Source organism: Sphingomonas sp. DC1600-2, assembly GCF_049897605.1.
Taxonomy (GTDB): Bacteria; Pseudomonadota; Alphaproteobacteria; order Sphingomonadales; family Sphingomonadaceae; genus Sphingomonas.
On sequence record NZ_JAFCWO010000001.1, the window covers coordinates 437278 to 455962 of the forward strand.

General features: G+C 64.7%; 16 protein-coding genes. 9 read left to right on the forward strand and 7 right to left on the reverse strand.

The features are described from left to right. Positions 1 to 3 precede the first annotated feature (3 nt). Genes ACP7BL_RS02055 through pdxH form a run of 3 tightly spaced genes read right to left on the reverse strand, consistent with a single transcriptional unit; the run spans position 4 to position 2353 of the window. Complete coding sequence (locus tag ACP7BL_RS02055; protein ID WP_033967412.1) at positions 4 to 837, reverse strand: PhzF family phenazine biosynthesis protein; 834 nt, start codon at positions 835 to 837, stop codon at positions 4 to 6. Beyond that, on the reverse strand, positions 834 to 1778 hold the full coding sequence (locus tag ACP7BL_RS02060) for a cation diffusion facilitator family transporter (protein WP_137902964.1): 945 nt from the start codon (positions 1776 to 1778) through the stop codon (positions 834 to 836). Before ACP7BL_RS02060 ends, ACP7BL_RS02055 begins: the two co-directional genes overlap by 4 nt. Further along, the gene (gene pdxH / locus ACP7BL_RS02065) at positions 1775 to 2353 is read right to left on the reverse strand and encodes a pyridoxamine 5'-phosphate oxidase (protein WP_033967411.1); all 579 of its coding nucleotides are present in this window, start codon (positions 2351 to 2353) and stop codon (positions 1775 to 1777) included. Before pdxH ends, ACP7BL_RS02060 begins: the two co-directional genes overlap by 4 nt. Positions 2354 to 2462: 109 nt before the next feature. Here pdxH and ACP7BL_RS02070 point away from each other — a divergent pair, with 109 nt between their 5' ends. Then, positions 2463 to 3332, forward strand: a complete 870-nt coding sequence (locus ACP7BL_RS02070; protein ID WP_426257491.1) for a Ku protein — start codon at positions 2463 to 2465, stop codon at positions 3330 to 3332. Positions 3333 to 3455: 123 nt separating this feature from the next. Continuing rightward, positions 3456 to 5933: a DNA ligase D gene (gene ligD / locus ACP7BL_RS02075; protein WP_426257492.1), complete on the forward strand. Its 2478-nt coding sequence runs from the start codon at positions 3456 to 3458 to the stop codon at positions 5931 to 5933. Positions 5934 to 5945: 12 nt separating this feature from the next. Here the strand turns inward: ligD and ACP7BL_RS02080 are convergent, their stop codons facing one another. Continuing rightward, the gene (locus ACP7BL_RS02080) at positions 5946 to 7889 is read right to left on the reverse strand and encodes a potassium transporter Kup (RefSeq protein ID WP_033966283.1); all 1944 of its coding nucleotides are present in this window, start codon (positions 7887 to 7889) and stop codon (positions 5946 to 5948) included. 137 nt (positions 7890 to 8026) lie between these two features. On the opposite strand from ACP7BL_RS02080, the gene pdeM reads away from it, so the two are divergent. Further along, positions 8027 to 8689 (forward strand): ligase-associated DNA damage response endonuclease PdeM, encoded by a 663-nt coding sequence (gene pdeM / locus ACP7BL_RS02085; RefSeq protein WP_371423264.1) that lies wholly within the window; start codon positions 8027 to 8029, stop codon positions 8687 to 8689. Between the two features lie 45 nt (positions 8690 to 8734). Here the strand turns inward: pdeM and msrA are convergent, their stop codons facing one another. Beyond that, positions 8735 to 9388 (reverse strand): peptide-methionine (S)-S-oxide reductase MsrA, encoded by a 654-nt coding sequence (msrA, locus tag ACP7BL_RS02090; RefSeq protein WP_341202776.1) that lies wholly within the window; start codon positions 9386 to 9388, stop codon positions 8735 to 8737. A gap of 87 nt (positions 9389 to 9475) precedes the next feature. Further along, positions 9476 to 10105, reverse strand: a complete 630-nt coding sequence (locus ACP7BL_RS02095; RefSeq protein ID WP_426257493.1) for a DedA family protein — start codon at positions 10103 to 10105, stop codon at positions 9476 to 9478. A gap of 621 nt (positions 10106 to 10726) precedes the next feature. Here ACP7BL_RS02095 and rpiA point away from each other — a divergent pair. From rpiA to ACP7BL_RS02120, 5 genes are all read left to right on the forward strand, one after another. Then, positions 10727 to 11395, forward strand: coding sequence for a ribose-5-phosphate isomerase RpiA (gene rpiA, locus ACP7BL_RS02100; RefSeq protein ID WP_426257494.1), 669 nt, complete (start codon positions 10727 to 10729; stop codon positions 11393 to 11395). A gap of 69 nt (positions 11396 to 11464) precedes the next feature. Further along, entirely contained in the window at positions 11465 to 13549 is a 2085-nt protein-coding gene (gene tkt, locus ACP7BL_RS02105; protein ID WP_426257495.1) for a transketolase, read from the forward strand. Between the two features lie 112 nt (positions 13550 to 13661). Then, positions 13662 to 14771, forward strand: coding sequence for a transaldolase (tal, locus tag ACP7BL_RS02110; protein ID WP_033966278.1), 1110 nt, complete (start codon positions 13662 to 13664; stop codon positions 14769 to 14771). A 12-nt stretch (positions 14772 to 14783) separates the two neighbouring features. Next, positions 14784 to 15767: a phosphogluconate dehydrogenase (NAD(+)-dependent, decarboxylating) gene (gene gnd, locus ACP7BL_RS02115; RefSeq protein ID WP_126845555.1), complete on the forward strand. Its 984-nt coding sequence runs from the start codon at positions 14784 to 14786 to the stop codon at positions 15765 to 15767. After that, complete coding sequence (locus ACP7BL_RS02120; RefSeq protein WP_126845556.1) at positions 15764 to 16573, forward strand: Cof-type HAD-IIB family hydrolase; 810 nt, start codon at positions 15764 to 15766, stop codon at positions 16571 to 16573. Before gnd ends, ACP7BL_RS02120 begins: the two co-directional genes overlap by 4 nt. Before the next feature lie 11 nt (positions 16574 to 16584). On the opposite strand, the gene ACP7BL_RS02125 is transcribed toward ACP7BL_RS02120, so the two are convergent. Next, positions 16585 to 17145 (reverse strand): cytochrome b, encoded by a 561-nt coding sequence (locus ACP7BL_RS02125; protein ID WP_033966275.1) that lies wholly within the window; start codon positions 17143 to 17145, stop codon positions 16585 to 16587. 103 nt (positions 17146 to 17248) lie between these two features. On the opposite strand from ACP7BL_RS02125, the gene ACP7BL_RS02130 reads away from it, so the two are divergent. Further along, the gene (locus ACP7BL_RS02130) at positions 17249 to 18679 is read left to right on the forward strand and encodes a glycosyltransferase family 2 protein (RefSeq protein WP_033966274.1); all 1431 of its coding nucleotides are present in this window, start codon (positions 17249 to 17251) and stop codon (positions 18677 to 18679) included. Positions 18680 to 18685: the final 6 nt, after the last annotated feature.

Consider the following 18685-nt stretch of genomic DNA (forward strand, 5'->3'; position numbering starts at 1 on the left):
GGGTCAGGGTAGGAAGAACGTCCCTTCCATCACCGTCACGCACTGCCCGCCGAGCACGACGCGGTCGCCAGCGAGCTGGCACGTCAAATGCCCGCCGCGGGCGCTTGCCTGATACGCTGTGAAGCGATCGCGGCCGAGGCGCGCGGCCCAATAGGGCGTCATCACCGCGTGCGCCGAGCCCGTGACGGGGTCCTCGTCGATCCCGGCACCGGGCGCGAACACCCGGCTGATCACGTCGGTCTCGTCGCCAGGCGCGGTGACGATGGTGAGGACATCGACCTCGGCACCGCCCCCCGCCGCCGGGTCGGCGGGCGAGGGCCGCCCGAGCGCGCGGAAATCGGGGTCGAGTGCGCGAATCTGCGCGGCATTTTCGAGCACGATCAGCGCATAACGATGCGGGTGCCACAGCGTTTCAACCGCCGCCTCGACTCCGAGCGCCGCGACGATATGCGGCAGCGGCCTGGGTGATGGGCCCCAGGCGGGCAAAGCCAGCTCATACCCGCTTCCCGCGCGCGCCACCGACAGGACCCCCGCCTTGCGCGTGCGGAAGGTGACGCGGTCGCGCTCAGGATCGCTCGCCAGCACGAAATGCCCGCTGGCCAGCGTGGCGTGGCCGCACAACACCACCTCGTTAGTGGGAGTGAACCAGCGCAATTCGAAATCGCTGTCATCGCTTTCATCGGGCAGGATGAACGCGGTTTCGCTGAGATTGTTCTCGGCGGCAATCGCTTGCAGCACATCGTCGTCGAGCCATGCCGCAAGCGGCATCACCGCCGCCGGATTGCCCGTGAAGGGCGCGTTAGCGAAGGCGTCGATCTGGGCGATGGGCAGTCTCATGCGCGTTTTCCAAACCAATGGGGGGTGACGTCGGCCTCGACCAGCGGATTGTCGGTATCGACATGCCCTTCGGGATCGAGATGGATCAACACTTCGACCTTGGGGAAGGCCTTATGCAGCGCGCGTTCGACGCCCTCCACCACTTTATGCGCCTGCGCGACGGTGATGTCGCCGGGCACCTCCATATGGAATTGCGCGAAATCGTGCGTGCCGGCGTGGCGCGTGCGGAAATCGTGAATGCCCTTGATGCCCGGCTGGCGTGCGGCGACCTCGATGAAATCGGCGCGCATCGCCTCGGGCCATTCCTTGTCCATCAAATGGTCGATCGCGTTGGACGAGGCGCGAAACGCGCCATAAGCGAGCCACAGCGCGATCACGATGCCGAAGATCGGATCGGCGCTGCGCCAGCCAAGATATTGATCGAGCACCAAGGCCACGATCACCGAGCCGTTGAGCAGCACGTCGGACTGGTAATGGACGTTGTCGGCGACGATCGCGACCGATCCGGTGCGGCGGATGACGGCGCGCTGATAGGCGAGCAGCACCATGGTCGCGAAAATCGCGATCAGCGACACGCCGATGCCGAATTCCGCGCCCTGGGTCGGTTCGCTGCTGCCGAGCGCGACGATCGCGCGCCACGCGATCCCGGCCGCCGAGGCGGTGATCAGCATCACCTGGAACAAGGCGGCCAGCGCTTCTGCCTTGCCGTGACCGAAGCGGTGGTCGTGATCGGCGGGTTGGGCGGCCAGGCGCACGCCGTACAGCGTTACGGCGCTGGCCAGCAAATCGAGGCCGGAATCCGCCAGGCTGCCGAGCATCGCGATCGATCCGGTCGACCAGGCGGCGTAGGATTTCAACACGATCAGGAAGATCGCCATCGCCACGCTGGCGATCGCAGCGCGAACAGCGAACGGAATGGCGCGGCGTTGGTCTTCGGTCATGGGTAAAGCAGCCCCTCGGTCCAGCCCTCGGCGGTGCGGGTGAAGACGCGGCGTTCGTGCAGCCGATGCGCGCGGTCCTGCCAGAATTCGATCGTATCCGGGGTTACGCGATAGCCGCCCCAATGCGGCGGGCGCGGCACGTCCTGCCCTTCAAACTTGGCCTGGAACTCGGCGAAACGCGCCTCGAAGATGGCGCGGTCGGCCAGCGGGCGCGACTGGTCCGAGGCCCAGGCACCAAGCTGCGAGTCGCGCCCGCGGGAGGCGAAATAGGCATCGGATTCGGCATCGGTAACGCGGCTGATCGCGCCTTCGATGCGGATCTGCTGGCGCTGCGACTTCCAGTGGAACAGCAAGGCGGCGTGCGGATTGGCGTCGAGCTCACCCGCCTTGCGGCTCTCGCGATTGGTGTAGAACACGAAGCCATCGGGGCCGCGCCCCTTCAGCAGCACCATTCGCACCGACGGACGCCCGCTGGCGTCGGCGGTCGCCAGCGCCATGGCGTTGGTGTCATTGGGTTCGCTGGCGCGCGCGGCGGCATACCAGAGTTCGAACAGGGCAAAGGGATCGTCGGTCATGCGGTCGCTTTAGCGCGCCCGTCCGGTTGCGTCACCCCGATCCGGCACCGACGGAACGACTCTGCGCGCCAGGGATTGAATCGTCTTCGCAACGATGAGGGGCAGGACGATGGCGGCACGGGCCTATTGGCAAGGACAGATCCGGCTCGCGCTCGTCTCTATCCCTGTCGAAATCTACAGCGCGACCAAATCGGGCGCGCAGATCAGCTTCAAACAAATCCATGAGCCGAGCGGCAAGCCGATCCATTACGACAAGGTGGTCACCGGCGTTGGTCCCGTCGACACCGATGAGATCATGAAGGGCTTCGAATATGAAAAGGGCTCTTACGTGCTGCTCGGGCAGGACGAGATCGATGCGGTGAAGCTCGAGTCGAAGAAGACGCTGGAGCTGACGCAGTTCGTCGATGCGAGCGAGATCGACGTGCTCTATTATGAAAAGCCTTATTTCGTGGTGCCGGCCGATGATCTGGCCGAGGAGGCGTTCATCGTGCTGCGCGAGGCGCTGCGACGGACCAAGAAGGTCGGGCTCGGGCAATTGGCGATGCGCGGGCGCGAATATGTCGTCAGCCTGAAACCGTGCGGGCGCGGCATGGTGCTGGAAACGCTGCGCTATGCCGATGAAGTGAACAAGGCGCAGGGCTATTTCCGCGACATTCCCGACGACACGCCCGATGCCGATCTGATGGAACTGGCCGAGGCGCTGATCGAGAAGAAGAGCGGGGCGTTCCACCCGCAGGATTTCCACGATCGCTATGTCGATGCGCTGCGCGACCTGGTCGAGCGCAAGCGCAAGGCGAAGGGCGGCAAGATCATCGAAGATGCGGGCGATGACGCGCCCAAAAAGGGCGGATCGAACGTGGTCGATTTGATGGCGGCGCTGAAGAAGTCGATGGGTGGCGCGGCTCCGGCCAAGGCAGAGGCGAAACCCGCCGCCAAGAAGGCTCCTATCAAGCGTGCGCCGGCGAAGAAACGTGCATAGGGCCGCTTCTTCTCCCCTCCCTGGAAGGGAGGGGGTAGGGGGTGAGTCGGCCTATGGCGGAGCCGATTGCCCGTTTCAGAGCAACCCACCCCCAACCCCTCCCTTTCAGGGAGGGGAGGCCATATGACGCTCGACCCGCTCGAAAAATACAACGCCAAGCGCGACTTCGCGAAGACAGCGGAGCCTGCGGGCACGCTCGAACCCGGGCATGGCAATCGTTTCATCGTGCAGAAGCATGACGCGTCGCGGCTGCACTGGGATTTTCGGCTGGAAGTCGATGGCGTGCTGAAAAGCTGGGCGGTGACGCGCGGGCCGAGCCTCGACCCCGCGCAGAAGCGGCTGGCAGTGCGGACCGAGGACCATCCCTTATCCTATGCCGATTTCGAGGGGACGATCCCGGCGGGCGAATATGGCGGCGGCACAGTGATGCTGTGGGACAGCGGCACCTGGTCCCCGATCAAGGGCAAGAGCGCCAAGGATCTTGAAAAGGGGCACCTCCACTTCGTGCTCGACGGCCAGCGCATGAAGGGCGAGTGGCTGCTGATCCGGCTGAAACCGCGCGGCAAGGAGAAGGCGGAGAACTGGCTGCTGCGCAAGATCGACGATGCCGAGGCGGGCGGGGCGGATACGCTGGTCGAAACCGCGCTGACCAGCGTGGCGACCGGGCGCACGATGGCGGAGATTGCGGAAGGGAAGAAGCCGACGGCTCCCCGGCGAAAGCCGGGGCCGCTCGGCAAGCCCGCTCACCCGGGAGCCGCCAAAAAGCCGGACGACCCCGGCCTGCGCCGGGGTGACGCACCCAATTTTCAGGAGCCGCAGCTGTGCACGCTCGTCGATTCCATCCCCACCGGTAGCCAATGGCTGCATGAGGTGAAATATGACGGCTATCGCGCGCTGATCGCGGTCGCCAAGGGCAAGGCCACGGTGTTCACGCGTAGCGGGCTCGACTGGACCGACAAGTTCCAGGCGATTGCCGATGCCGTCGCCAGGCTCCCGGTCGAGACCGCACTGTTCGATGGCGAGATCGTCGCGTTCAAGGATGGCCGCCCCGATTTCTCGACGCTGAAGGACGCGATCGCGTCCGGCGGCGACATGACCTTTTTCGCTTTCGATCTGCTGAACCTAAACGGCGAGGATTTGACCGGCCTTTCCAATCTCGCGCGCAAGCAGCGCCTGCAGCCGTTGATCGACGGCAAGGACCCACGCGTCCAATATTCCGACCATATCGTCGGGCAGGGCGAGCCATTGTTCGAAACGATGTGCAAGGAAGGCTATGAGGGCGTCGTCTCCAAACGCGCCGACGCACCCTATCGCGGCAAGCGCACGCAGGCGTGGCTCAAGACCAAATGCACGCGGCGGCAGGAGTTCGTCATTGTCGGCTGGACGCCGAGCGCCAAGTCGCGCGGGTTCGCGTCGTTGTTGCTCGGGCTGAACGGGCCGGATGGGCTGGTCTATGCCGGCAAGGTCGGCACCGGCTTCGACACCGCGACAATGCTCGATCTGCGCGCGCGGCTGGAAAAGATCGAGCGCAAGACGCCGACCGTGGACGCGCCGCGCGCGGCGGTGCGGGGTGCGCATTGGGTGTCGCCAAAGCTGGTCGCCGAGGTGGCCTTTGCCGAGACCACGCCTGATGGCGTATTGCGGCATTCGAGCTTCATCGGCCTGCGCGAGGACAAGCCAGCGCGCGAGGTGGTGGCGGAAACGCCGGTGCAGCCGGAAGCGGCGGAAACGCCCGAAATCCACATCAAGGTCAGCAGCCGCGACCGGGTGATCTTCCCCGAATCGAACATCACCAAGGGCGACCTCGCCGATTATTACGCCAAGGTCGCGGGCATCATGCTGCCCTGGGCCGCCAACCGGCCGATCAGCCTGGTGCGCTGTCCGCAGGGGCGCGCCAAGCAATGTTTCTTCCAGAAGCATGACGCGGGCAGCTTCAAGGGCGAGCATGTCCACACGGTGCCGATCACCGAGAAGGACGGGTCATCCGAAGAGTATCTGTACATCGACGATGCCGACGGGCTGGTCGCGTGCGTGCAGATGGGCACGATCGAATTCCACGGCTGGGGATCCTCGGTCGCCACGCTGGAACAGCCCGATCGCATGGTGTTCGATCTCGACCCCGATGAGGGGCTGGGCTTCGATCTGGTCAAGAAGGCCGCGGTCGAGTTGAAGGAGCATCTTGCCGAACTGGGGCTGGTCAGCTTCGCGATGCTGTCGGGCGGCAAGGGGGTGCATGTCGTCGTGCCGCTGACCCCACAGGCCGAATGGCCTGCGGTCAAGGATTTTGCCGATCGCTTCGCCCGCGCGCTGGGGGAGGCTGCGCCCGACCGCTTCGTCGCGACCATGTCCAAGGCCAAGCGCAAAGGGCGGATCTTCATCGACTGGCTGCGTAACCAGCGCGGCGCGACTGCGGTGCTGCCCTATGTTGCGCGCGCGCGCGCCGGGGCACCGGTGGCGGCACCGGTGTCGTGGAGCGAACTCGGCGGCATCGATACCGCCGCGCAGTGGAGCATTCGCGATGCCGATGAGCTGATCGCGCGCGCCGCGTCCCGAGAATTGGCGGGGTGGGGCATTGCCGATCAGGTGCTGCCCGATCTGTGACGGCCGCGTCGCCTAGACGGTGACCTGCTCGCCCAATTCCAGCACCTTGCCCGGCGGGATCTTGAGGAAGTCGGTCGGGTCGCTGGCATTGCGTTGCAGGAACATGAAGATGCGGTCCTGCCACAGCGGCATACCCTGATTGGCGGCGGGCTTGATCGTGTTGCGACCGATGAAATAGCTGGTCTTGGCGGGGTTGAGCACCTTCTTGTGGCTGACCGCCTCCAGCCCAAGGTCGCGCGGCACGTCGGGCGATTCCATGAAGCCATAGGTCAGCACGATGATGGTGAAATTGTCGTCGACTCGGCGGATTTCGGAGCGTTCGTGCGGCTCGACATAGGGACGGTCGGCGGTGCGCACGCTGACGATCAGGTTCTTCTCGTGCAGCACCTTGTTGTGTTTGAGATTGTGCAGCAGCGCGCCGGGGGCACTGTCGGGATTGGCGGTGAGGAACACGGCGGTCCCCTCCACGCGCTCGGGCGGACGCTTGGCGAGCGCGGCGGCGAGATCGGCAAGCGGCACGCTCTGCCGCGCCTCGAACGCGCGGACGATGCCGCGACCACGATTCCAGGTGTAGATGATCAGGCCGATCACCCCTGCCACGACCAGCGGCACCCAGCCGCCCTCGACCACGCGCAGGATGTTCGCGCCGAAGAAGATCAGGTCGAGCGTGAGGAACGGCAGGATCACCGCGAGTGCCAGCGGACGCCCCCAGTTCCAGCGATGGCGCACCACGATATAGGCGAGCAACGTCGTCACCACCATCGTGCCCGTAACCGCAATGCCATAAGCGGCAGCCATTGCCGAGGAGGTGCGGAACTGGATTACCAGCACCAGCACGCCCGTCAGCAGCAGCCAGTTGATCGACGGCAGATAGATTTGTCCGGCCTGTGCGGCCGAGGTCTGGCGGATGCGCAGGCGCGGCAACAGGCCGAGCTGGATCGCCTGCTGCGTCAGCGAATAGGCACCGGTGATCACCGCTTGACTGGCGATGACGGTTGCCATCATCGCGAGCACGATCAGCCACGGCCGCACGCTTTCCGGCGCCATCACGAAGAACCAGTCCTGGTTGACGAAGGGCGTTCCCGCCGCCGCCGCCGCCTCAAGCGCATTGAGCGCAAAGGCACCCTGGCCGAGATAATTGAGCACCAGGCAGGGGAAAACGAGGAAGAACCAGCCGATACGGATCGGCTTGATACCGAAATGGCCCATATCGGCGGTCAAGGCCTCGGCGCCCGTTACCGTCAGGAACACAGCCCCCAGCACGAACAGGCCCGTGACGCCGTGTGTGGCGAGCAGGATCGCGCCATAATGCGGGGAAATGACGCGCAGGATCGAAGGTTCGTCGGCGATGTGCCACAGGCCGAGCCCGCCAATCGCCAGGAACCACACGATACAGACCGGCCCGAACAGCGTCGAAACGCTCGCCGTGCCGCGGCTCTGGATGAAAAACAGCGCGACGAGGATCACGATCGTGACGCCGAGGATCGCCGAATCGTCGAAGATATTGGCCAGTGCGGGAATGGTCTTCAGCCCCTCCACCGCCGACAGCACCGACAAGGCCGGCGTGATGATCGCATCGCCGTAGAAGAGCGAGGCCCCCGCCGCCCCCAGCACCAGCGCGATGAGCGAGCGCCGCCCCAGCGCGCGCCGGGCGAGTGCGGTGAGCGCCAGCACGCCGCCTTCGCCCTGATTGTCCGCGCGCATCAGAAAGATGACGTATTTGACGGTGACGACCAGGATCAGCGACCAGATTGCGAGGCTCAGCACGCCCAGAATCTCGCTGGCGTCGATGCCGTCGCCCGCGGTCTGGCTCAACGCTTCGCGGAAGGCGTAAAGCGGGCTGGTGCCGATATCGCCGAACACCACGCCGATCGCGCCGATCGTCAAGGCCAGCAACGCCGGATGCGGCGCATGCGGGGCAGGACTGTCAGGCTTGGTCGCGGTCGCTGCGGTCATAAGCGGTGAATGGCTCGTCAGGAAGGACGGCGCGCTTTACGCTCGTGGGGGCTTTGCGCAAGGCCTTTGATACTCGCGCTGGCCAGGCGGTGTCACGGGCGTTGCACCGAGGCCACCATTGCGACATAGCCAAGGGCATGGTTCCCTTTTCGTTCGCAGGTCGTGATTTCCTTGCTTTGGGGAGCGGTGCCCTGTTCTGGCCCGCGCGCGGGGCGTTGCTGGTGGCCGACCTGCATTTCGAGAAAGCAAGCTGGTACGCGCGCGGTGGTCAAATGTTGCCGCCTTATGATTCGCTGGCGACGCTTGCCGATCTGACCGCGCTGGCGGAGACGCTGCGCCCGCGCGAAATCTGGTGCCTGGGCGACAGTTTCCACGACGATGAGGGATGCGATCGCTTGCCCGATGCGGCGCAGGCGCGGCTGCGCGCGCTGACCGGTGCGATCGCGTGGACGTGGATCACCGGCAACCATGATGCGGGAATGGTCGATCGTTGCGGCGGGGTCGTTGTTGACGAGGCCGAGGTCGACGGGTTGATCCTGCGGCACGAAGCTGTGCCCGACGAAGTCCGTCCCGAGCTTTCGGGCCATTTCCATCCCAAATTGCGGTTGCGGGTGCGCGGTCGTTCGGTCTCCCGCCGCTGCTTCGTCGCCAGTGCGTGCAAGCTGATCCTGCCCGCGTTCGGCGCTTTGACGGGGGGGCTGGATGCAGCACACCCGGAGATTGTCCGCGCAGTCGGGCGAGGGGCGGAAGCGCTGATCCCGGTCGAGGATCGCTTGCTGCGCTTTCCGCTGGCGGCGTAAGCCGCTGCCAAAAATCCCTCCCGTGAACGGGAGGGATTTCACATCTCAGCTCGCCAATTGCGGAAAGCCTGCGCGGAACGCCGCAACCTTTGGTTTGTCGAAGGTCACGATATAGGGGTGGTTGGGGTTCCGGTCGTAAAAATTCTGATGATAGTCCTCCGCCGGAAAGAACGCGCCCGACTCGATCTTGGTCACGATCGGTTTGGCGAAGACATGCGCTTGGCCCAATTGCGCGATATAGGCGGCGGCGACGCCACGCTGCGCCGCGCTTTGCGGGAAGATTGCCGAGCGATAGCTGTAGCCGCTGTCGGGGCCTTGCCGATTGAGCTGGGTCGGATCGTGCGCGATCGAGAAATAGACGCGCAGCAGCGTCGCATAGCTGACCTTGGCCGGATCATAGACGATGCGCACCGCCTCGGCATGTTTGGTCGTTTCGCTTGAAACCTGATCATAGGTCGCGGTGTCGCGCGTGCCCCCGGCATAGCCGGCAGTGACGTTGGTCACGCCCTTCACATGCTCGAACACCGCTTCCATGCCCCAGAAACAGCCGCCCGCGAACACGGCGGTTTGCCGACCGGTGGCGGTGACATCGGTCTTGGCGACGGGCAGCGGCACGGCGCGCTCGGCCTGCGCGGCACCGCCGAGCGCGAACAGCGCGACACCGGCAAGACCTGTGGCGAAGAGAAGGGGCTTTAACATCGGGACACCTCTTGATGGGACACGACGTAGTTCGTGTCTTGGCCGCACTTAGTTACGGCCGGGCAGCCAAAGAGATGTCGTGTCGGATCAGTGCCGCTTCAAGCCGCGCACGCGGTGCCAGATGTAGAAGGCGACCGCCGCTACCAGCACGACTGCGATCACCGCATCGGCGCTGTGGAAGGCCGCCTTGACGCGCGGGTCGCTGTTCCATTTGTCGCCCAGCACCATGCCGAGATAGGCGAGGCCAAAGCACCACGGCCACGATCCGATAAAGGTGTAGATGTGGAATGGGATCAGCGGCATCCGCGCCACGCCCGCCGGAAACGCGATGAACGAGCGGATCACCGGCAGCAGACGCCCGATCAGCACCGCGATATTGCCGAAGCGCGCGAAGAAGCGGTCGGCGGCGTCGAGCTCGCCCGGGCCGACCAGCACATAGCGGCCCCAGCGCTCGGCCACTGGTCGCCCGCCGCGCTTGCCGATCTCATAGCCGACGATCGAACCGAGATTGCACCCGATCGCGCCCGCGGTCGCGGCGAGGTACAGGTTGAAATGCCCGGTCGAGACCAGATAGCCGGCAAAGGGCATGATGATCTCGGACGGCAGCGGGATGCAGGCCGATTCGATCGCCATCAGCAACGCAATGCCGAGATAGCCGCCGCTGGAAATGACGCCGATGGTGAAGGTCGCGAGGATGCCGAGGATTTTTTCGATCATGGGGCAGGGCTTTGCCGTGGGATGCGGCGCGGGGCCAGCGGAAATGTGCGGGGCGGTTGGGAGGGGCTTTGCGTTTTAGGCTGCTTTGCTTCGCTGCCCCTCGCCTCCTGCGTCTCCCGGGCGAAGGACGGGGCCGCGTTCCTTGGCGGCTATTCGTGAGTGCTGGCCATTGGCTAGTGCCTTAGCGGGCGGATAGTCACCTCCCTCCCATTTGCGGTCATTCTTGCTCCTGCTAAGGTCGTCCGATGGGCCTCTTAGAAACTGCGCTCGCCGTAGCGATAGGCGTTCCGATATACGATTATATCTCGGTAACAGGATCCGCTGCGAAGTTTTCCAGCTTCGATTATCAATATTGGCCGCCCTCTAATCTTCGGTGGGTCGGTATCGCGGCTTTAGCAGGCGGTATATTGGTCACCTTTGCCCTAATGCACCCGCCCGAGCCGGACAGTCGCATCTGGGTAATTTTGCCGGGATCACTTGGCTTGGTCCTGCACGGCTGCATTACAATTGTGGATATGTTCCGGCAAAAACGCGTGGCTATGAGCGACCCGGACGATAGCTAGCCACCAATTCCAAAAGCGCAAGATGTGCCCCGCCAGCAAACGATGGTAGAGCGCGCCCATGAACGAGTCCGACAAACGCCTCGCCGCGCTGGCTGCGGTGGAAGAGGTTCGCGCTGGCATGAGTGTCGGCCTTGGCACCGGGTCCACCGCAGCGTTTGCGATCGAGGCGCTGGGCGAGCGGGTGCGTGGGGGCCTTGCGGTGCAGGCCGTTGCGACCTCGCTTGCCACCGAGGCGCATGCGCGCGCGGTCGGCATTGCGCTGATCGACCTGCCCGCGCGGATCGACCTTACCATCGATGGGGCCGATGAAATCGATGGCGCTTTGCGCGCGATAAAAGGGGCGGGCGGCGCGATGCTCCGCGAGAAGGTGGTTGCCGCCGCCAGCGCGCGGATGCTGGTGATCGCCGATGGCTCCAAGCGCGTCGCCGCGATCGGGGCGGCGAAGATCCCGGTCGAGACCTTGCCCTTCGCCCGGAATTTCGTGGCGGCGCGACTCGAAAACCTTGGTGCCGAGGTCGCCCTGCGGGAAAATTTCCTTACCGATCAGGGAAATTCCATCCTCGATTGCAGCTTTGCGCCTGATATCGATCACGCGCGCCTCGCCGCTGAAATCGCCGCAATTCCGGGCGCTTTGGGCCACGGCCTGTTCCTGACCGAGGTCTCGGCGGCCTATATCGCGGCCAATGGCGTCGTTACGCGGCTGGAACGCGACGAAAGGACGCGATAAGGCCCTCGCACACCGCAACCGGGCGGGCGCACGTGCGTTCAGACCCACATTAGCGAGGCGATACCGTTCATGGCCGACACCCCGACGACTGCGACTGCAACGAGCGTTCATGAGGATGGCTCGCCCGAGCGCCTCGCCATCGACACGATCCGCACCCTCTCGATGGACGCGGTGCAGGCCGCAAATTCCGGGCACCCGGGCACGCCAATGGCGCTGGCTCCGGTCGGTTATACGCTGTGGAGCAAGTTCCTGCGCTACGATCCGGCCACCCCGGATTGGCCCAATCGCGACCGCTTCGTGCTGTCGGTCGGCCATGCGTCGATGCTGCTCTACGCGCTGATCCATCTGGCCGGGATCGAAGAGATCGATGCCGAAGGCAACAAGACCGGGCACCCCGCGCTCAGCCTCGAAGACCTAAAGCAGTTCCGCCAGCTCTCGTCCAAGACGCCGGGCCATCCTGAATATCGCCACACCACCGGTGTAGAGACCACCACCGGTCCCCTCGGTGCAGGCTGCGGCAATTCGGTCGGCATGGCGATCGCGGAGCGCTGGTTCGCGGCGCGCTACAACAAGCCCGGTTTCGACCTGTTCGACCATGATGTCTATGCGCTGTGCGGCGATGGCGACATGATGGAGGGCGTCTCGGCCGAAGCTGCCTCGCTCGCCGGGCACCTCAAACTGTCCAATTTGTGCTGGCTGTACGATAGCAATCACATCTCGATCGAGGGCGCGACCAGCCTTGCCTTCGACGAAGACGTCGGCAAGCGCTTCGAATCCTATGGCTGGAACGTCATCCATGTGAACGACGCCAACGATGTCGCTGCGCTCACCGCCGCGCTCGATACGTTCAAGGCGACGACCGACAAGCCGACCTTCATCGTCGTGCATTCGATCATCGGCTATGGCAGCCCCAAGGCGGGCAGCGAAAAGGCGCATGGCGAGCCGCTGGGCGAGGAGAATATCCGTCTGACCAAGCAGGCCTATGGCTGGCCCGAAGATGCCAAGTTCCTGGTCCCCGACGGCGTTGCCGAGCACTTTAAGGGGGCGATTGCCGGTCGCGGCGCGCCCTTGCGCGAAGCCTGGGACGCGCTGCGCGCGCGTTATGCCACCGAATATCCCGAGGAATCGGCGCAGCTCGACGCGATCTTCACCGATAGCCTGCCCGACGGCTGGGATTCCGATATCCCGGTGTTCGATGCCGACGCCAAGGGCGTCGCCAGCCGCGACGCGGGCGGCAAGGTGCTCAACGCGATTGCGGCCAAGGTGCCGTGGCTGCTCGGCGGCTCTGCCGACCTGTCGCCCTCGACCAAAACCGACATCAAGGGCGCGGCTTCGTTCGAACCCGGCAATTATGGCGGCAGCAACGTGCATTTCGGCGTGCGCGAACATGGCATGGGCGCGATCGTCAACGGCATGACGCTGTCGCATCTGCGCGGTTATGGCTCCACCTTCCTGGTGTTCGTCGACTATATGCGCGCGCCGGTGCGCCTGTCGGCGATCATGGAAATCGGATCGGTGTGGGTGTTCACCCACGATTCGATCGGCGTCGGCGAAGACGGCCCGACGCACCAGCCGATCGAGCATCTGGCGACGCTGCGCGCGATTCCAGGGCTCGACACGATCCGCCCGGCCGATGCCAATGAAGTGGCGGCGGCGTGGCGGGCGATCATGGCCGATGCCAGCCATCCGACCGCGCTGATCCTGTCGCGGCAGGCGCTCCCGACGCTTGACCGGTCGAAATATGCGAGCGCGGATGGGCTGGCCAAGGGTGCCTATGTGCTCGCCGACAGCGAAAACCCGGAGGTGATCCTGATCGCGACGGGTTCCGAAGTGTCGCTGGCGCTGGCGGCGCATGATCGGCTCGTCGCTCAGGGCGTGGCATCGCGCGTGGTGTCGATGCCGAGCTGGTATCGCTATGAAAAGCAGGACGCCGCTTATAAGGAATCGGTGCTGCCCAAGGGCGTGAAAGCGCGGCTCGCGATCGAGATGGCGGGTGAAATCGGCTGGGATCGCTATGTCGGTCTCGACGGGCGCACGATCACCATGTCGACCTTTGGCGCGTCGGCACCGATTGCGAAATTGCAGGACAAGTTCGGTTTCACTGTCGACAATGTCGTCAAGGTTGCCACCGAAATGCTCGGCGAGGCCGCCTGATCCCCGATTGGCCTTGTTCCGGTAACCGTCATGCCCAAATGCATTGCTACGCTGGCGGGATGGACTCGGAACAAGGCCGGGTGATGCCACTAGGATATACGGAGAAGCACTGATGGGCCGTTTGAACGATCTCGCAAATCTCGGTCAGGCCGTGTGGCTCGACTTTGTCGACCGCAAGTTCCTCGCCGAGGGCGGCCTGCAGAAACTGGTCGATGAGGACTCGCTGACCGGCGTCACGTCGAACCCGTCGATCTTCGAAAAGGCGATGGGGCATGGCGATGCCTATGATGCCGAGCTTGCGGCGTTCGACAAGGCCAACCCCGATGCGTCGACGATGGAGCGCTACGAACATCTGGCGATCCTCGACATCCAGGCAGCGGCAGACACGCTGCGCCCGGTCTATGACCGGCTTGGCACCAAGGATGGCTATGTCAGCCTGGAAGTGTCGCCCTATCTCGCGAACGACACCGACGGCACCATCGCCGAGGCGCAGAAATTGTGGGCCGCAGTCGATCGGGCGAACCTGATGATCAAGATTCCCGGCACCCCTGCCGGTGTCCCCGCGATCGCCGCGACGATCGACGCTGGGATCAACGTCAACGTGACGTTGCTGTTTTCGCAAAGCGCGTATCAGGCAGTGGCGGAAGCCTATGTCGAGGGCCTGGAAAAGCGCGTCGCGCGCGGTGAGCCGATCGACCATATCGCGAGTGTCGCCAGCTTCTTCGTCAGCCGGATCGACTCGAAGATCGACGACAAGATTGATGCAGGGGTCGGCGGCGATGCGGCCAAGGCGCTCAAGGGCAAAGTCGCCATTGCCAATGCCAAGCTCGCTTATGCCTGGTATGAGGAATTCATCGCGTCCGCTCGCTGGCAGGCCCTCGCCGCCAAGGGCGCGCAGGTGCAGCGGCTGCTCTGGGCATCGACCGGCACCAAGAACCCCGATTATCCCGACACGCTGTATCTCGACACGCTGATCGGCAAGGACACGGTCAACACCGTGCCGCCCAAGACGCTCGATGCGTTCCGCGAACGCGGCACCGCTAAGCTTACGCTGACCGAGGATGTGGCGGGTGCGCGGCATGTCCTGTCCGAGACGGAGCGGCTTGGCCTGGATCTGGACGGCGTGACCGACACGCTGGTCGAGGAGGGCGTCGCGTCCTTCTCCAAGGCGTTTGACGATCTGCTCGGAGCAATCGCCGCCAAGCATCCTGCGCACGCCTGAAGGACCATATTCATGAAGATCGGAATCATCGGCCTTGGCCGGATGGGCGGGAACATCGCGCGCCGAATCATGCGCGCCGGGCACGAAACCGTGGTGTTCGACCGTGATGCCAAGGCGGTGGCCGCACTCGCCGCCGATGGGTCGGTGGCGGCGGAGTCGCTCGAGGACATGCGCGACAAGCTCGACACGCCCGCACTCTACTGGGTGATGCTGCCGGCCGGGGAACCGACCGAGCAGACCATCGCCACGATCGGTGGATTTGCCAAAGCGGGCGACATCGTCATCGATGGCGGCAATAGCTTCTACAAGGACGACATCCGCCGCGCGAAAATGCTCGCCGAAAAGGGCATCCACTATATCGATGTCGGGACGTCGGGCGGCGTATGGGGCCTGGAGCGCGGCTTCTGCATGATGGTCGGCGGCGACAAGGGATCGGTCGACCTGATCGATCCGATCCTAGCCGCGCTGGCTCCGGGCATTGGCACGATCCCGCGCACGCCCGACCGCAATGCCGATAAGGAAGATCCGCGCGCCGAGCAGGGCTATATCCATGCCGGGCCTGCGGGGGCGGGGCACTTCGTCAAGATGGTGCATAACGGCATCGAATATGGCCTGATGCAGGCCTATGCCGAGGGCTTCGACATCCTGAAGGGCAAGGCGTCGGAAAACCTCCCCGAGGACGAACGCTTCGATCTCAATTTGACCGATATCGCTGAAGTGTGGCGGCGCGGATCGGTCATCTCGTCGTGGCTTCTGGATCTGTCGGCGTCGGCGCTGGCCAAGGATCAGGCGCTCGATGCTTTTTCGGGCAAGGTCGCCGATTCGGGCGAGGGCCATTGGACGATCGAAGCGGCGATGGAGGAGGCGGTGCCGGTCAACGTCCTCTCCGCTGCCTTGTTCGCCCGTTATCGCAGCCGGGTCGAGCATACGTTCGGCGACAAATTGCTGTCGGCAATGCGCTTTGGCTTTGGTGGCCATGTCGAGATGCCGCAGTGACAGACGCCAGTGCGATCCGGCTGGTGGTGTCGGATGTCGATGGCACGTTGGTCGATCGCGCGAAGCAAATCACGCCGGGCGTGGCGGCGGCGGTCGCACGGCTGCGCGCGGCGGGTTTGCCGTTCACGATTATCAGCGCGCGGCCGCGATCGGGCCTGATGCCGATTGCCGAAACGCTGGCGATCGATGCGCCGATGGGGGCGTTCAATGGCGGTACGGTCTTTACCCGCGATGGGCGGGTGACCTGCCACCATGTGGTCGACCGGTCGGTGGTCGAGGCGGCCTTCGCGGCGGCGCGCGGGCTGGCAGTCGACACCTGGGTGTTCGCTGACGACCTGTGGTATGCCAGCACGGACGTCGGCGCGCATGTCACCAGCGAGCGGATCGCGTCGAACCAGACGCCGATCGTGACGCAGGATTTTTCAAGCCTGTACGATCGCGTGGATAAGATCACCTTCGTCAGCGATGTGCCGACGCTGCTCGCCGATCTCCACGCCAGCCTGGAGCCCCATGCGGCGCAAGCGACGATCGCCCAGTCGCAGACTTATTATCTCGATATCACTGCGCTGCGGGCCAATAAGGGCGACGGCGTGGCAACGCTGGCCGAGGTGATCGGCGTGCCGCTCAGCGAAACGGCGGTGTTTGGCGACCAGGCCAACGACTTGCCGATGTTCGCCCGCGCAGGCCTGTCGTTTGCGATGGGGCAGGGGCCCGAGGCGGTGCGGGCACAGGCCGACCATGTGGTGGCAGGTAACGACCGGGATGGCGTGGCCGAGGCGATCGACGCGATTCTGGCGGGGCGATAATCCCCGCCGGGTCAGCGCCCGAACCAGATCCGCTGGATTTCCTTCGTGCCGTCCAGCCACTGGTGCTTCAGCGCCCCCGCCAGATGCAGAGCGACCAGTGCATAGACCGCATAAGCAATGATCTCATGCGCTTCGCCAAACCCGTCATGCACCGCCTTCTTGGTCGCGGGATCGAGCGCCATGATGAAGCCGAGGCGCGGCCATTGGAACAGGCCGAACAGGTACATCGGCGTGGTCGCGGCCTTTTCATAGGCCGAATCCATGATCCAGCCGGTCAGCGGCATGGCGAACAGGATCGCGTACAGCCCCCAGTGCACGATATGCGATGCGGCCACTTCCCAACCGGCATAGCCGCGCGGCAGCGGCGGCGGACGATGGCCGAAGCGCCACAGGATGCGCAGCAGGGCCAGGCCAAGGATGGTGATGCCGATCGACTTGTGCAGGTCGATCGCCGGGCGCACCTGCGCATCGGGCAGGACCGGCCAGATCCAGGCGAGCGCGACGTTGGTTACGATCAGCGCTGCGACCAGCCAATGCAGCACGATCGCAACGTTGGAGTAGCGCTGTACCAAGATAATGCTCCTGCCGATAAACTAGAGTTAACCTAGCGGGACTTGCGCCCGCGCGCTAGGCGGCGTCATCGCTCGTTCATCCTGGATCGGTATCGCCTCCGCAATGACCTCGCTCGCCCAAACGCTCGTGGCGGAATCGCCGCGCCTGACCCCGCGACGGATTCCCGTCGCAAGCCGGATCATCGGTGCGTTCGGGCCGATCCTGTTCGTCGCGCTGCTGGTGCAGGCGTTCCAGCGGCAGGGGTTGGCGGTGTGGTCGATCGGCATCGTTTATATTTTATATGACACAGCATTGCTCGCGTTCACCGCATGGAACATCCGGGATTTGCGCCTGAAGCCACAGCCCGCGCCCGCGACCTCGGTCTCGTTTGGCGTGATTGTCGCGGCGCATAATGAGGAAGGCGTGATTGCGGCGGCGATCGACCGGCTGGCGGGCCAGACGGCCGCCCCCGATCTGATCCTGATTGCGGACGATGGATCGAGCGATGGCACCGCCGCGGTGCTGGCGCGCCGCTACGGGCTCGTGGCACCGCCGCTTGGCACGATGAGCGAGCCGTCACCGGTGCTGCCGTCGCTGCGCTGGCTGCGGTTGCGCCACGGTGGCAAGGCGCGGGCGCTCAACGCGGCAATGGTGCAGGTCGATACCGAAGTGGTGCTGACGGTCGATGCCGATACGCTGCTCGAACCCGGCGCGATCGCCGCGATGCGCGCGGCCTTTGCTGCCGAGCCCGAACTGGTGGCGGCGACGGGGGTGCTCGCGCCGATTTGCGGGCCGGACTTGCAGGGACGGTTCTTCGAGTGGTTCCAGACCTATGAATATGTCCGCAATTTCCTGTCGCGCCATGCGTGGGAGCGGCTGAACAGCCTGTTGCTGATTTCGGGCGCGTTCGCCGCGTTCCGGCGCGATGCGGTGGTAGCAGTCGGCGGGTTCGATCCCGATTGCATGGTCGAGGATTACGAGTTGATCCACCGGTTGCATCGTCATGCGGTGGATCATGGGCGCGACTGGACGGTGCGCGTGGTCGGCGGTGCGCTGGCACGGACCGATGCCCCGGCGAGCCCGCTCGCGTTCCTGCGCCAGCGGCGGCGCTGGTTCGGCGGCTTTCTGCAGACGCAGCATTGGAATCGCGACATGGTCGGCGCGCGGCGCTTCGGCTGGCTTGGCACGGCGATGCTGCCGGTCAAGACGCTCGACACGCTTCAGCCGATCTACGGGCTGGCGGCATTTGCAATCCTGATCGGGCTGGTGGCGACCGGGCGCTTCATGGTCGCGCTGCCGATCCTGATCGTGATGCTGGTCAAGATCGCGATCGATCTGACCTTCCATTTGTGGTCGCTTGGTATTTACAAGAACTGGACCGGGCAGCGCGAGGGGCTGGGGCTGTTCCCGGCGCTGATCGCGGCGATCCTGGAACCGTTCAGCTTCCAGCTATTGCGTCACGCCGGGGCGGTATGGGGCTGGCATGCCTTCCTGACGGGTCGCGAAAGCTGGGGACGGCAGCGGCGCACCGCGATCATCGCACCGGCGGAGTAGCGGGGC

Excerpts from the sequence above, each read along its gene's own strand:
- ACP7BL_RS02055 (WP_033967412.1), bottom strand. The coding sequence starts at position 837 with ATGAGACTGCCCATCGCCCAGATCGACGCCTTCGCTAACGCGCCCTTC.
- ACP7BL_RS02060 (WP_137902964.1), bottom strand. The coding sequence starts at position 1,778 with ATGACCGAAGACCAACGCCGCGCCATTCCGTTCGCTGTTCGCGCTGCG.
- pdxH (WP_033967411.1), bottom strand. The coding sequence starts at position 2,353 with ATGACCGACGATCCCTTTGCCCTGTTCGAACTCTGGTATGCCGCCGCG.
- ACP7BL_RS02070 (WP_426257491.1), top strand. The coding sequence starts at position 2,463 with ATGGCGGCACGGGCCTATTGGCAAGGACAGATCCGGCTCGCGCTCGTC.
- ligD (WP_426257492.1), top strand. The coding sequence starts at position 3,456 with ATGACGCTCGACCCGCTCGAAAAATACAACGCCAAGCGCGACTTCGCG.
- ACP7BL_RS02080 (WP_033966283.1), bottom strand. The coding sequence starts at position 7,889 with ATGACCGCAGCGACCGCGACCAAGCCTGACAGTCCTGCCCCGCATGCG.
- pdeM (WP_371423264.1), top strand. The coding sequence starts at position 8,027 with ATGGTTCCCTTTTCGTTCGCAGGTCGTGATTTCCTTGCTTTGGGGAGC.
- msrA (WP_341202776.1), bottom strand. The coding sequence starts at position 9,388 with ATGTTAAAGCCCCTTCTCTTCGCCACAGGTCTTGCCGGTGTCGCGCTG.
- ACP7BL_RS02095 (WP_426257493.1), bottom strand. The coding sequence starts at position 10,105 with ATGATCGAAAAAATCCTCGGCATCCTCGCGACCTTCACCATCGGCGTC.
- rpiA (WP_426257494.1), top strand. The coding sequence starts at position 10,727 with ATGAACGAGTCCGACAAACGCCTCGCCGCGCTGGCTGCGGTGGAAGAG.
- tkt (WP_426257495.1), top strand. The coding sequence starts at position 11,465 with ATGGCCGACACCCCGACGACTGCGACTGCAACGAGCGTTCATGAGGAT.
- tal (WP_033966278.1), top strand. The coding sequence starts at position 13,662 with ATGGGCCGTTTGAACGATCTCGCAAATCTCGGTCAGGCCGTGTGGCTC.
- gnd (WP_126845555.1), top strand. The coding sequence starts at position 14,784 with ATGAAGATCGGAATCATCGGCCTTGGCCGGATGGGCGGGAACATCGCG.
- ACP7BL_RS02130 (WP_033966274.1), top strand. The coding sequence starts at position 17,249 with ATGACCTCGCTCGCCCAAACGCTCGTGGCGGAATCGCCGCGCCTGACC.